The 13,766-nt window shown below is 64.5% G+C and carries 9 protein-coding genes; 1 reads left to right on the plus strand and 8 read right to left on the minus strand.

The genetic code is table 11. The annotated features are described in order from the left end of the window. Nucleotides 1-11 precede the first annotated feature (11 nt). The 6 genes from WFP39_RS06990 to WFP39_RS07015 form a co-directional block, all read right to left on the minus strand. On the minus strand, nucleotides 12-2,456 hold the full coding sequence (locus WFP39_RS06990) for a TonB-dependent receptor (RefSeq protein WP_336918562.1): 2,445 nt from the start codon (nucleotides 2,454-2,456) through the stop codon (nucleotides 12-14). Between the two features lie 250 nt (nucleotides 2,457-2,706). After that, nucleotides 2,707-4,446 (minus strand): tetratricopeptide repeat-containing sulfotransferase family protein, encoded by a 1,740-nt coding sequence (locus WFP39_RS06995; protein ID WP_336918563.1) that lies wholly within the window; start codon nucleotides 4,444-4,446, stop codon nucleotides 2,707-2,709. After that, nucleotides 4,443-4,793, minus strand: coding sequence for a DUF2200 family protein (locus WFP39_RS07000; protein ID WP_336918564.1), 351 nt, complete (start codon nucleotides 4,791-4,793; stop codon nucleotides 4,443-4,445). The genes WFP39_RS06995 and WFP39_RS07000 overlap by 4 nt, the downstream gene beginning before the upstream one ends. A gap of 7 nt (nucleotides 4,794-4,800) precedes the next feature. Beyond that, entirely contained in the window at nucleotides 4,801-6,000 is a 1,200-nt protein-coding gene (locus tag WFP39_RS07005) for an aromatic ring-hydroxylating oxygenase subunit alpha (RefSeq protein ID WP_336918566.1), read from the minus strand. Beyond that, on the minus strand, nucleotides 5,997-7,628 hold the full coding sequence (locus WFP39_RS07010) for a phytoene desaturase family protein (RefSeq protein WP_336918567.1): 1,632 nt from the start codon (nucleotides 7,626-7,628) through the stop codon (nucleotides 5,997-5,999). The genes WFP39_RS07005 and WFP39_RS07010 overlap by 4 nt, the downstream gene beginning before the upstream one ends. Before the next feature lie 51 nt (nucleotides 7,629-7,679). After that, complete coding sequence (locus tag WFP39_RS07015; RefSeq protein WP_336918568.1) at nucleotides 7,680-9,083, minus strand: M20/M25/M40 family metallo-hydrolase; 1,404 nt, start codon at nucleotides 9,081-9,083, stop codon at nucleotides 7,680-7,682. A 128-nt stretch (nucleotides 9,084-9,211) separates the two neighbouring features. Between WFP39_RS07015 and WFP39_RS07020 the strand changes: the two genes are divergently transcribed. Further along, nucleotides 9,212-11,209, plus strand: a complete 1,998-nt coding sequence (locus WFP39_RS07020) for a S9 family peptidase (protein ID WP_336918569.1) — start codon at nucleotides 9,212-9,214, stop codon at nucleotides 11,207-11,209. Nucleotides 11,210-11,257: 48 nt separating this feature from the next. Here WFP39_RS07020 and WFP39_RS07025 read toward each other — a convergent pair whose 3' ends face one another. Together WFP39_RS07025 and WFP39_RS07030 are read right to left on the minus strand one after the other, a co-directional pair. Continuing rightward, nucleotides 11,258-12,160: an OmpA family protein gene (locus tag WFP39_RS07025; protein WP_336918570.1), complete on the minus strand. Its 903-nt coding sequence runs from the start codon at nucleotides 12,158-12,160 to the stop codon at nucleotides 11,258-11,260. 279 nt (nucleotides 12,161-12,439) lie between these two features. Next, on the minus strand, nucleotides 12,440-13,717 hold the full coding sequence (locus WFP39_RS07030) for a Xaa-Pro dipeptidase (protein ID WP_336918572.1): 1,278 nt from the start codon (nucleotides 13,715-13,717) through the stop codon (nucleotides 12,440-12,442). Between the last annotated feature and the right edge of the window lie 49 nt (nucleotides 13,718-13,766).

A 13,766-nucleotide genomic window follows, 5' to 3' on the forward strand; every position in this document is an offset into this window, starting at 1 on the left:
CGCCGCTCCGGTCAATAGCTGTAACCCACCCGCAGGCCGAAGGTGCGCGGCTGGTTGGGCACCTGGTAGACGATCCCATTCACCGGATTGGCGCACACACTGGTGGAACATTGCGTGGAAAGATACGCCTCGCCCCGCGTGTCGGTCACATTGGTGACATAGGCTTCGGCCCGCCAGCCCGAATTGCCGTTGGTCACGCCAAAGGCCAGGTCAATCGTGCCATAGGGATCCTGCCGCCCGATCAGGGCATCGTCATCCAACCGCAATTCGGCGCGGATTTCGGTCTGGTAGACGCCGGCAAACTGCACATGGGCGCGCAGGTCGCTGTCCATGTCCCATTCGTAGCGCACGGTCAGGTTGCCCTTGAAATCGGGCGAAGCGGGCAGCCGCGTTCCCGCCGGAGCCTGCGGATTGGGGCACACCGTCACCGGATCGCCATTGGCATCAGTGAAGCCGCAGTAATTCTCGCGCAGCTTGGCATCAAGGAATGTGACCCCTGCCCCGATCGACAGGTTGTCATCCGGGCGCAAGGTCAGATCCGATTCCAGCCCGCGAATACGCGCCTGCGCCGCGTTGCGAATTTCGGTCAGACCGTTGGGGCCAAGGATGGCGAACTGAAAATTGTTCCAGTCGAGCTGGAAAAGCGCCGTGTTCCAGCGCAGCGCACCATTTAGGAAGGTATGCTTCATGCCCAGTTCGTAATTGGTCAGGTAATCGGCCTGGTATCCGAACAGGCCGCCGCGCCGGTTGGTGCCGCCGGGGCGGAAACCGCGCGACCAGGTGGCATAGACCATGTTGTCGGGCGTGAATTTCCAGTCGATGTTAAGGCGATGGATCAGCCCGTCATCCTTTGACCGGCGCGGCGCAACCCCGCCGCCTGCGACCGGCACGCCCAGATTGGTGCAGGGCGCGCCATCGGTGCTGGCCGGGCCGAAACAGGCGGCAACCCCGGTCGATCCGCTGAACCCGTCGGAATAGCCGAAGAAACCGATCAGCGTGTTGTTGTAACGGAAATAGCGCAGGCCGCCGGTCAGCGACAATTCGTCGGTCAGCGCCACCGTCGCTTGCCCGAACACGGCAAAGTCGCGGTCCACGCGGTCCTGCTTGGTCAGCCAGATCGTGTCATTCCAGCCGGGAACCGAGATGAAATCGGCAATATCGTCAATGATATATTGCTGCTGAATATCGTGCGTCTGCCGCTGGTAGAACACGCCCGTCTGGAACTGGATGCGCTCGCCAATATCGGTCGACAGGCGCAATTCCTGGCTCAGCTTGGTAAAGCGGTCTTCGCTCGCGAAATACTGCGAGGGGTTGACCATCGGGCAGGAGAAATCCTGCGCCGGGCAATCGCCCACGAAATAGGCACCATATCCATACAGCACGTCGTAGAAATAGGCGTAGTCCGAATAATCGGTCAGCGCATCGATCGCGCGGTCCAGATAGGCACCCGAATAGACCAGATCGAAATTGCCGATCCGCCCTTCGATCAGCAGTGATGCCTGATACCATTCGTCGTCGGCGAAATTGTCGCGGTAGACCTGCGTCTGCAGATCGCCCACCGCCGGATTGAACGAGAACGCGCCGTCGGTGTTCTGCCGCTGCGCCATGATGGCAGGGGTCACCGTCCAGTTGTCGTCCAGCTCGATCCCCAGCGCAATACGCGCGCCATAGGTTTCGACATCGTTGAAATCGTCCTCCACCAGCGCCTGGTTATCGTCAGTCTCGCCGCTGGAGGGGAAGGTGCGCACACCGCGCACATTGTCGATATAGCCGCCATCGCGCACATACCAGCCGACCGCGCGCAGAGCGATGCCGTCGGACAATGGCAGGTTGACCATGCCTTCCAGCGAACCGCCCGGTTCCCCGCCATCGATCCAGTTGAGTTCGGCATCCGCGCTCATCGCAAAACCGGATGCATCGGGCCGGTTGGTGATCAGGCGGATCGTGCCCGCCTGGCTCGACGCGCCGAATAACGTGCCCTGCGGCCCGGCCAGCGCCTCCACGCGGGCGATGTCATACAGGTGAACATTGAGATTTCCCTGCGCCGTGGTGATCGGCTGTTCGTCCAGATAGGTGCCGACCGAAGGCAGCGGGCCGGAATGGTTCCCGTCCCCGCCGCTGGCGACCCCGCGCATATAGACCAGCTGGCTGAACGGCCCGCCCAGGTTCTGCGTGGTGACCGAGGGGAGGAACTTGACGTAATCCTCCAGGCTCGTGACCTGCAGATTGTCGAGCTGCTGCTCACCCAGCACCTGCACGCTGAGCGGCACATCCTGAAGGTTTTCCACGCGCCGCTGCGAGGTGACGAGGATGACATTGGGATCGACCTCCTCCGCTTCTGCCACTGCCTCCTGCGCGGCGACATGGCCGCTGGCGAGGATGGTGGAACCCAGCAGCACGGAAGCTGCCAGGCGGCGGGCGCGAATGCAGCGATATGCGTAAATCTTGCTAGCCATCGTATGATCCCTCATTGCCGGTCGCGCGGGGGCTGCGCCTTCTTCGTGCCTGGCAGGCATCCCGCGGATTTCGGTTGGTCCCTGTAACGCACTCCCCCCTGGAATGGCCCGGAAGTCCCTGTCTTGCGGCAGGCTTCGCTTGTTGAACAACTGTAAGAGAACTGCAATTCGGCGGCCTGTCAAGTTCCCGGCGAAACCGGTTCGCAATGCCGACGCGCTATGGCAATTGCATCACAGTGGCGGGCCCGCCTCAGGTGGCGAAGGGATAGCCCGAAAGCGCCGGGCCTAGCGCCTCTTTCAGCGGCTCCAGCCACTCCTCGTAATGCCGCCACTGGTCCAGCCCCTCGCGGAAGATCGGCTGGCGCACCTGTTCGGAACTGGCGGTGCGCACCGCCCGCGCACTGGCGTGGTAATTGAGGCATGCCTCCTCGAACGGCAGGCCGAGATAAGCCAGCAGGCGGCGCACCTCGCCTTCCAGATCATCCACCACAGCTTCGTAAAACACGCGGTACACCGCGCCCGGCTGCACGGCGTCGAAATGGGCCATCGCCTGGGTATAGCCGCGGTAATAGGCACCCAGCTCGGCCAGATCGTAGCTGAACGCCTGCCCGCGCGCGAAATGCTGCTTGAAGTTGGAAAAGCAGCAGGCGAGCGGATGCCGCCGCGCGTCGATGATTTTCGCATTGGGCAGGATCAGGCGGATCAGCCCCACATGCAGGAAATTGTTGGGCATCTTGTCGATGAAGAAAGGCGCATCGGTCTTGCGCTGGATGCGCGTGCGTTCGAGATATTCCTCGCCCAGCGCCGCACATTCGTGCGGCGAAAGATCGGCCAGCACTTCGGGATAGGCGCTGTCCTGGCTGCGCAATTTCCGCCCGCCCAGCCGCGCGGCGATCTGCGGCAGGTCGGGCAGTTCCATTGTGCCTTCCACCATGCTGTGGCTGGCAAGGATCTGCTCGATCAGCGTGGAGCCTGCGCGCGGCATTCCCAGAATGAAGATCGGGTCAGGCGCGGAGGAGCCATGGCCCTGCCGTTCCGCGAAGAAGGCGGGCGTGAACAGCGCGGCGCTGCGCTGCACATGGGCGGCAATCTCGTCCGGGTCGTACCGCACCATGGCGCGGCGCTGGCGGTTGCCTTCGGCATAATGCGCGAAAGAGGCAGCGTAATCGCCCGCATCCTCCAGCGCCTTGCCCAGCGCGAAATGCAGGTGAAAACGGTCTTCGGCTGTCAGGCTGTCCTGTTCGAGCGCGGCCCGCATGGCGGCGATGTCGTCCGCATCAAAGGTGACGCGCTTGAGATTGGCAAGGCTCCACCACACCTCGCCCATGCCCGGTTCCAGCGCGATGGCGCGGCGGTATGCGTCCACCGCATCACCCTGCCGCCCCACGGTCTTGAGCGCATGGCCGTAACTCATCCACACCTTGGGTTGGTTGGGCTGGCGATCGAGCACACGGGCGTAAAGCTCCAGCGCGTCCTCATATTCACCGATGCGGCCCAGCACGGCGGCTTTCAGATTGGCGAGCGCGGGATTGTCCGGCTCCTCCGCGGCCAGGATATCGATCTGCGTCAAGGCATCGCCCGCGCGGTTCTGCCGGTGCAGCACCAGCGCGTAATTGTGCCGTGCGGCGCGGAAACCGGGGGCCAGCTCCAGCGCACGCGCCAGCAGCTTTTCGGCATCGCCATAACGGCCCAGGCGGCTGGCGAGTTCGGCCAGCATACGGATCGCCGCCACATCGGTGGGCGCCCGTTTCAGCCGCGCGCGCAGGATCGGTTCGGCCACGGCTAGCTCGCCCGCCACCAGCGCGTTGGCGGCGCGCAGCAATTCGGGATCGCGGGTGGCGGCGCGGATGCTCTGCGCATAGGCGGCATCGGCAGCTGCCGTGTTCCCCCGCGCGGTCCACGCATCGCCCAGCGCGCGCCAGCCATCGGCCGATTGCGGATCGCGCGCCACCAGCGCTTCGAGGCGGGCAATCGCATCGGCCGCGGTCATTGCTGGCGCAGAACCTTGGCCAGCGGACGGCCCTTCGCCAGTTCGTCCACCAGTTTGTCGAGCACGCGGATATCGCGCATCAACGGTTCTTCGACATTTTCCACACGCACGCCGCACACCACGCCGGTCACATCCATTCGGGCCGGATTGGGCGCGGGCGCGCTGGCAAAAAATGCCGCCATGTCGCGCCCATCTGCTACGGAATCCGCAATGCCGCTGGCGTCGTAGCCGGTCAGCCAGCCGATCACCGCATCGAGTTCCTCGCGGCTACGCCCTTTGCGTTCCACCTTGGCGAGCAGTGCCGCATGGATGCGGGCAAAGGTCATGGCATAGATGCGGTGGCTCATTGCCTCCTTATGCCGCGTCCAGCGCCGCCTGCAACCTTTCGCGGCCCGGATGCTCCACCTCTGCCGCGATGGGGATTGTCGCGCGCATCCGCTGGGCAAAGGCGCGCAGGCAGATCTCGTTCCTTCCCAGCGGCCCCGCCTTGAACGGCGCGGTGCCCATGCCATCCTGCACCCGTTCGATCAGCGCCTTGTCCTCGGCATTCACATCGCGGTTGATACGCTGGTTGAGATACCGCGCCGCGCGCATCTCTCGCCGCGCATCGGGCAGGGCATAGGCCCCGTCGCGCAGGATGCAGCGCGTCGGGCTGACGGGGATGAACTGCATGAAATCGATCTGATCGGGATAGACATCGAACATCAGCCCCGGAAACAGGCGGTAATATGTCCACATATTCTGCCGCTCTTCGGGCAGGTGATCGACGCGCGGCAGGAAGCGGCGGTAGGCCGTCACGCTGGCATGGGCGCTCTTTCCCGCGCCCGCATGGGCAAAGATCTTGTCCACCCCGCGATCGACCGAGAGGCGATAGGTGTCGCGCACCAGGCTGTTCAGCCCCGGATGCGCCACGCGCACATGCAGCGCATCGACATAATTGTCGCAGGCGTTCTTCCAGTTCACCTCGCGAATACGGCTACGGATGGGGCCAATCGGGCCCATTTCGGCAAAGCGGTAAATGCCCATTTCCTCAGCCACGGGGGCAAGATATTCCTCCAGCGTTTCGGTGCCGGAGCCAAAGCGGACATAGACGAAGCCGTGGGCAATCCCGTGTTCCAGCGGGAACAGGCCGAAGTCGGCCTTGTCGAAATTCTCGTATTCCTCGATGAACGGCACGGCGAGCAGCTTGCCATCGAGTGCAAAACTCCATGCGTGATAGGGGCAGGTCATCCGCCCGCCGCAATTGCCACCGCCATCGCCGAACGCGTCACCATCCACCAGCCGCGCCGCGCGGTGCGGGCATACATTGTGGAACGCACGGATCTGCCCGTCCTTGCCGCGCAACACCAGCGCGCGTTCGCCCATCATGGAAAAGGTGCGGTAATCGCCCGCGCGCGGAAGGTCGGAGACATGGCACACCAGATGCCACGCGGGAAGGAAGATGTGGCGTTTCTCCAGCTTCTGGAAATCCTCGTCGAAATAGGTCCATGCGGGCAGGCTCCAGCCCGACTGGTCGGCACCTGATTGGCGCGGCGGGGATGTCATCAGGTTCATGGCGTCACTCCGGTCAATTGCTTGCGCCGCGCAAAGCGGCGGCTGTTCATGTCTTTGAGGATTTCGCGCGCGGCGTTGTGGCCGGGAATGCCGGTCACCCCGCCGCCGGGATGCGCGCCCGACCCGCACAGATAGAGGCCCGGCAATGGCATCCGGTAATCGGCATGGCCCACAGCAGGCCGCGCGCTGAACAATTGGTCGAGCCGCAGCGAGCCGTGGAAGATATCGCCGCCCACAAGGCCCAGCCGCTGTTCCAGATCCAGCGGGGTCAGCACCATGCGGCCCACAACACTGGCTCGGGAATTGGGGGCGTAGCGGGTGATCGTGTCGATCACCGTATCGGCAGCCGCCTCGCGCGCATCCTCCCAGCTTCGCCCATCGGGAAGCTGCGGTGCGAAGCCCTGGCAGAACAGGCTGGCGACATGGCAACCGGGCGGGGCGAGCGAGGGATCGATCGTGCTGGGAATATGCAGCTCGATCGCAGGCTGGCGCGCCCAGCCAAACTGGCGGGCATCGTCAAAGGCGCGTTCGAGATAGCCAAGCGAAGGGGTGATGAGGATGCTGGCGCGGTGGTGCCGCCCCTCGCCTTCCGATGGCAGGCAGGTGAAGCGCGGCAATTCGGTGAGCGCCACATTCATCCGCAAGGTGCCGCTGGCACAGCGCCAGTCGCGCATCCGCCGGGCAAAGGCGGGCGGCACCGCATCATTGGGCAGCATCTGGCTGAACAGCAGCCGGGGGTTCACATTGGCGGCCACCACGGGCGCGGTGATCTCCTCACCACCGTCCAGCCGCACGCCCGCCGCCGCGCCATTATCGCGCAGCACCTGCGCCACCGGGGCCTCGGTGCGAATGGTAACGCCCGCTTCTTCGCAAGCGCGCGCCATCGCCTGCGTAATCCCGCCCATCGCGTGGCCCCATGCCCCATCCACCCCGTTCACCTGCCCGAACACATGGTGCAGCAGCACATAGGCGGTGCCGGGAGTATAGGGGCTGGCGTAATTGCCGGTCAGCGCATCGAAGGCCAACATGCCTTTCAGCGCGTCATCCTCGAACCAGGAATCAAGGATTTCGCCTGCACTCTTGCCAAACAGGTCGATCAGGTCACCCTGCCCTTCCAGCCCCAGCTTGCGCAGCCGATTGCCAAGGCCGAGGGTGCCGGGAAGCTGGCTCAGGCCGCCGCCCAGATTGGGCGGGGTTTCGTGCAGGTTCTCGCGCAGCAAGGCGGCCAGCACATCGAGCCGCCGGTTGTATTCTGGCCACGTCGCCGCATCGCGGGGCGACCGCGCGGCAATCGCGGCGAGCTTTTCCGCAGGATCCTTGGGGAGCAGCACATAATCCGCATCGCCCAGCGGCACGAAATAACCCGCCTCGCGCAGTTTCACCGTCAGACCGTGGCGGGCCAGATCCATGTCGGCAATCACGCGCGGGCTGAGCAGGCTGACCGAATAGCTAGCGGTGGAATTGCGGAAACCGGGCGCAAACTCCTCGGTCACCGCCGCGCCGCCCACGATGTGCCGCCGCTCCAGCACGCAGACACGCTTGCCCGCCCGCGCCAGATAGAAGGCGCAGGTCAGGCCGTTATGCCCGCCGCCGATGATGACGGCATCGTACTGCGCGGCTGATGCCAAAACCTGTCCTCAGTTGACCGAAGGCTTGTTTAACAGATGTAAAACAGGCTTTCAATCAAGCGTCGAAACCGCCTTGGCCAGATCATACCAATAGGCGACCGACCGCTGATAGGCGGTCACCGCAATCCGTTCATCCATGCCGTGTGCGCGGATGTCGGCGGGGTCTTCCAGAATGGCGCTTACGCCGTAAACCGGGATGCCGGCATTGCGGATAAAGGCGCCGTCGGTTGCCCCGGTGCTGAGTTCGGGGATCACCGGAATGGTGCCAAAATGACGGTGCGCCAATGCAGTAACCGGGCCGGTCACATCCTCGCGCGGCAGGCTGGGCGGGCTGGCCATATAGGGGAACACCGTCTCCACCTGCACACCGTGCGGCGCGGCGAGAGCGGTGAGGCGCTGCTCCACGCTCTCCGCGCTTTCCTGCGGCAATACGCGGCAATTGACCACGGCGCGCGCGGTTTGCGGCAGGGCGTTTTCGGCATGGCCGCCGCCAATCTGCGTGGCAACGCAAGTGGTGCGCGCCAGCGAATTGTAATAGGGGTGCGCCGCCAGCCCTTCCGGCTCGGCCTCACCCGGTTGATATGCCGCCATCGCCGCCAGCAAGGCACGGTCTTCGGGCGGGGCGACCACGCTCCAATTGCTGAAAAAGCCGCGCGATATCTCGTTGAGATTGATGGGAAAGTGGTAATCCTCCAGCGCCGCCAATGCGCGCGACACGGCGGAAATCGGGCTGTCTTGTTTGGGCAGGCTGGAATGCCCGCCCGGATCGCTGGCGGTGAAGGCATAGGTGACATAGACCTTCTCCGCCGTCTGCATCACAAAGGCCAGCGGCGCGCCATCCGGCCCGGCGATCACCCCGCCGCCATCGGTGTTGAGCGCGAAGTCCGCCGCAATCAGGTCGCGCTGCGTGGTGCTCAGCATGTTGGCGGAAAAGCCGTTGGTCTCCTCGTCCGCGGTCAGCATCAGGATCAGGTCGCGGTCGGGCGCAAAGCCTTCGCGGTGAAGCGCGATGAAATAGGCGACCAGCATCGCCACGCCCGCCTTGTTGTCGGTGGAACCGCGGCCATAGATCCAGCCGTCCTCTTCGGTGGCCTGATAGGGGGGATAGCTCCAGTCGCTTTCCAGCCCTTCGACCACGTCGATATGCGCCATCATCAGCACCGCGCCCGCCTTGGGATCGGGGGAGCGGTAGCGGGCGACGAGGCTGGGCAATTCCTCGGATATGCCAACAACATGGATATCTTCTTCGGGAAAGCCCTCGGCGCGCAGTGCATCGACCAACAGACCCACTGCGTGGCGCGTATCCGGCCCACCGCTGGGCGCGGTATTGCTGGCAATCAGGTCGTCCAGAAGCTGCCGCGCCAGCACCTGGTCGGGCGCGGCCAAGGCGGGGGACGCAAAGGCACCCAAAGCGACACAGAGCGACACAAGCGATGCAGTTGCGCGGATTTTCATCGGCAAACTCCCCCAAGAGGCAGGAAAAACCATCCGTCCCTCAATCGTCACACTTGCAACAATCTGCCGAATGGCGCAGCCAAGTCCAACACAAATTGTCCAATCGTAAAATTAGGGCCGGGGACATCATGAGGACAACCGCTTTCGTATCCGTTGTGGCATTGGGCCTGGGTTTCATCGCCAGCCCGCTCGCCGCGCAGACGCCGTTTACCAGCGACGACATGCTGCGGATCGAGGATCTGTCCGACGCGATCTTTACCGCCGATGGCAATGCGGTCACCTATGTCCTCACCGGCCCCGGCGATGGCGATGCATTCCAGTCCGATCTGTGGCAGGCGCGCTGGGATGGCAGCGGTGCCGCGCCGCTGTTCCCCACGCTCGACCGCGACGAATCCAGCCCGGCCTGGAGCGCCGATGGCCGCGTGCTCGCCTTCCTGCGCAGCGGGGCAGAGGGCGAGGCGACGCAATTATGGGTGAGCGAGGGCGGCGCACCCCCGCGCAAGGTCAGCGACCTTGCCGCAGGTGTCAGCCGCTTCACGCTTGCCCCCGACGGGCGCAGCGCGGTTGCCGTGTCCGAAGTGGGGGCGAACATCTCCGCCACGCCGCCCGCCATCCCGGCACCCATCGTCATCACCCGCTTTGCCGCGCGCGAGGATTACCGCGGCTGGGTGGACGACCGGCGCACGCATCTGTTCCGCATCGAGATTGCCAGCGGCACCGCGACGCAGATCACAACGGGCGGTTTCGATGCCGATCTGCCCGCCTTCTCGCCCGATGGAACGCAGATCGCCTATGTCAGCCGCGAATGCGATCCGGTGGGCCGCCTGCGGTGTTCGGATGTATATGTGATGCCCGCCAGCGGCGGCGCAGCGCGGCGCATCAGCACCTTTGCAGGCGAGGATGCCGATCCCGGCCTCGAAGGCGGCGGCCCGCAATGGTCAACCGATGGCACGCGGCTGGTCTGGCTGCGCAGCGGCCCGCCGGAGGAGACCTGGTACAACCCGTTGCAACTCGTGGTGGCCGATCTTGCCACGGGGCGCGAGATCATGCCGGCGCAGATCGACCGCTGGTTCTATCACCCGCGCTTCACCGCCGATGGCCGCCACATTCTGGCACTGGTGGAGGGCGACCGCGATACCTGGCTTGCCCGCATCGATCCGGCGACGGACCGGGTGGAATATCTGACGCGGGGCCAGCGCTTTGCCTATGGCTTTGCGCAAAGCCCCGACGGATCGCGCATCGCGGTGCTCGATGGCGATGCGATGACACCCACGGCACTGCGCACGGTGGAGGCGGCCCCGCGCACCCTGTCCCCCCACAACGCCTGGGTGGCGACGCGGCAATTGGCCGCCACGCGCGATGTCAGCTTTATGAGCGACGGGGTCGAAATCCACGGCATGCTGCTGCTCCCGCCGGGGCAGGAGGATGCGCGCGGCCTGCCCATGATCGTGCGGCTGCATGGCGGGCCGGTTTACCAGTTCAGCCACGAATTCATGGCCGATTGGCAGGTGTTCGCCGCGCGCGGCTATGCGGTGTTGGGCATCAATCCACGCGGGTCATCCGGGCGCGGCGCCGCCTTTGCGCAGGCGCAGATGGCCCGGTGGGGCGGCCCCGATGCCGCCGACATCAGCGCCGGGATCAGTTGGGCAATCGCCAGCGGCATTGCTGATCCTGCACGCATCGGCGTTGGCGGGTGGAGTTATGGCGGCATCCTGTCCAATTACATGATCGCCAGCGACCCGCGCGTTGCCGCCGCCGTATCGGGCGCAGGCATGGCCAATTTCCTCGGCGGATTTGGCGTCGACCAATATGGCCGCGACTATGTGCTGGAACTGGGCAAGCCGTGGGAAAACCTCGATCGCTGGCTGGAGATTTCCTACCCCTTCTACCGCGCAGGCCAGATCACCGCGCCCACGCTGTATATGTGCGCGGAAGAGGACTGGAATGTGCCGTGCGAAGGTTCGCTGGCGATGTATCAGGCATTGCTCAGCAACGAAGTCCCCACCCAATTGGTGGTATATCCGGGGCAGAACCACGGGCTTTCCGTGCCCAGTTACCTGAAGGATCGGATCGAGCGCAGCCTTGGCTGGTATGACCGCTATCTGCGCGGCATTGGCGGGGAATAAGGCGGAGGCCGGGGCGGCAGCATCAGCGCCGCGCCCCGGCCCATTCGTTTAGATCCCGTCAACCGCCTTGCTGACAAGGATGTTGACCGCCACGCGGCGGTTCTGCGCGCGGCCGGCCGGGGTCGAATTATCCGCCAGCGGATCGGCTTCGGCCATTCCGGTGGGGGTCAGCATCCGCCACGGCGCCCAGCCGCATTGCTGTTGCAGATGATTGACCACGCGGCCCGCGCGCCGCTCGCTCAATTGCTGGTTGAACTCCTCGTCACCCACGGCGTCGGTGTAGCCGACGACGAGCAACAGCGCGTTGTCCATCTGCTCGGCCTGCCGCGCCGCCTCGCACAATTCGGCCTGCGCGGCGGGGCTGATCTGCCAGCGGCCGGTGTCGAAATAGACATTGGTGGTATTCTTGATGTTGTACTGGTCGATACTGCCCACGCGCCCGCGCAACGCTTCGGTGGCGGCGGCGTTCTGCCGGATCGCCATTTCGTTTTCGCCAAAGCGCTGGGCGGTGCCGGTCTGGATCATCGCGGCAGTCTGCATATCGGCATCGCGGTACCGGATGCGGCTGGCGACGAGGCCGCCATTCCACTGCACCGTCTGCACGGTAACCGGCAGGCCGTTGATCAGCGCAGCGGCGTTGGCTTCAGTCCGACCAAGGCCCAGAAACCCGCCGCGCCCGCGCACCTGTGTGGCATCGCTGATATAAACCGTGGTGGCGGTTCCATCGGCGCCCGTCACCTGCAAAGTCTCGAAACCGCGGGCCGAAATCAGTCCTTCGATTTCCGGCCCTGCGGCCAGCCCTTCCAGATCGGCGGGCGCGCTGCCCTGAACGGTGATGCTGTTTTCATCCCAGGGGGCATCGGCCTGCTGCGCCAAGGCCGTGCCCGAAAAGGCAAGTCCAGCCGCCGAAACAAAAAGCCCTGCATACTTGATGCCAGATCGACTCTTCATAAAGACATCCTTCCAATTCAATCCCGCCCAAGCAAATATCATCCCAATCCCGCAGGCATCATTGCCAGCGGAACAAAGCAAAACCTGCCATGCAGGTGATCTAAACTCACAAGGATCGAAATGTATCCAATTGTGTCGCTTGAGCTGATTTTTCGTCATCAACCTGTCTGGCAGATGAACACTTTGGAAAAGGATACCCAAAGGAGGGACAGCAGGAGGGGTTGATGCGGTGAAGCGAGCCGTGTGCGCCGCATTTTGGCCGCAAGTCGCGGCGGCGACTCAGCGCACCAGGGCGCCGCCTTTCATCACATGGGCGATGCGTTCCAGCGCGGTGATATCGGCCAGCGGGTCTTCGGAAACGGCGACCATATCGGCATAGCGGCCCGGCGCAATCGCGCCCACATCCTGCGTCATCATCATGTCGGCAACTTCAATCGTCGCGCTCCGGATCGCCTGCATCGGCGTCATTCCGTGGCGCACCATATAGGCGAACTGGCGGGCGTTATCCCCATGCGGAAACACGCCCGCATCGGTGCCAAAGGCGATGCGCGCGCCCGCCGCCACCGCGCGGGCAAAGCCGGCGCGCTGTTCATCGGTCGTCTCGCGGTTCTTGCGCAGCATATCGGCGGGCCAGCCGTCGCGCGTGCCCACCTCGTCGATGAAATCGCCGTTATAGACATCCATCACCAGCCACACGCCCGCCTCGCGCGCCATGCGTATGCCTTCGTCATCGATAAGGCTGGCATGTTCGATAGAGCGCACCCCGGCGCGGATCGCGGCCTTGATCCCTTCGGCCCCGTGCGCGTGCGCGGTGGCATAGCTGCCGTAACCACGCGCCACATCGACTGCGGCGCGCATTTCGTCCTCGGTCAATTCCATCGCGCCCGGCTCTGTCCCCTCGGCCAGCACCGCACCGGTGGCGATCAGTTTCAGGAAATCGACGCGTTGCTGGAAAAGGTAACGGGCCGCCGCGCGCATTTCGTCGGCGTTGCGCACCACGCCCACGCGCATGTCTTCGGGCACGGTCACGCCGTGGGCAAAGCCAGTTACTTCGCCCCCGCCGCCCGGCACGGTGAGATAGGCGCCTGCCACCCACATGCGCGGCCCCGGCACCCAGCCGCGGTTGATCGCATCGCGCAGCGCGACATCGCCAAAGGCGCGGAAGGTGCCGACATCGCGCACGCTGGTAAAGCCTGCCTCCAGCGTCAGCCGCGCGTGATGCGCCCCAATCAGCGCGATTTTCTGCGGGGAATGCAGCAGCGGTTCGGCCACATTATCGGTCTGCCCCCAATCGGCGAGATGGGTATGCGCGTCGATCAGGCCGGGCAACACCGTGAGTTGTGACCAGTCGATCACGGTGGCGCCTTCGGGCGGTGCGCTCCATGGTTCCACCGCCACGATCCGCTCGCCCTCGATCGTGATGCGCTGATCGGTCAGCACGCGGCCCGCTTGCACATCGACCAGCCGCCCGGCATGGACATAGGTGGTTTGCGCCTGCGCCAGGGCGGGCATCATGCACAGCATCAGCGCCGCTATCGCCCCGATCCACCGCACCATTGCCGATCCCCTTCTTGCCTGGCCTTCGATCTTGTCTTACGAATGTAAA

Source organism: Alteraurantiacibacter lauratis (assembly GCF_037154155.1).
Taxonomy (GTDB): domain Bacteria; phylum Pseudomonadota; class Alphaproteobacteria; order Sphingomonadales; family Sphingomonadaceae; genus Alteraurantiacibacter; species Alteraurantiacibacter lauratis.

Coding starts and splice junctions, on each gene's coding strand:
- WFP39_RS06990 (WP_336918562.1), bottom strand. CDS start 2,456: ATGGCTAGCAAGATTTACGCATATCGCTGCATTCGCGCCCGCCGCCTG.
- WFP39_RS06995 (WP_336918563.1), bottom strand. CDS start 4,446: ATGACCGCGGCCGATGCGATTGCCCGCCTCGAAGCGCTGGTGGCGCGC.
- WFP39_RS07000 (WP_336918564.1), bottom strand. CDS start 4,793: ATGAGCCACCGCATCTATGCCATGACCTTTGCCCGCATCCATGCGGCA.
- WFP39_RS07005 (WP_336918566.1), bottom strand. CDS start 6,000: ATGAACCTGATGACATCCCCGCCGCGCCAATCAGGTGCCGACCAGTCG.
- WFP39_RS07015 (WP_336918568.1), bottom strand. CDS start 9,083: ATGAAAATCCGCGCAACTGCATCGCTTGTGTCGCTCTGTGTCGCTTTG.
- WFP39_RS07020 (WP_336918569.1), top strand. CDS start 9,212: ATGAGGACAACCGCTTTCGTATCCGTTGTGGCATTGGGCCTGGGTTTC.
- WFP39_RS07025 (WP_336918570.1), bottom strand. CDS start 12,160: ATGAAGAGTCGATCTGGCATCAAGTATGCAGGGCTTTTTGTTTCGGCG.
- WFP39_RS07030 (WP_336918572.1), bottom strand. CDS start 13,717: ATGGTGCGGTGGATCGGGGCGATAGCGGCGCTGATGCTGTGCATGATG.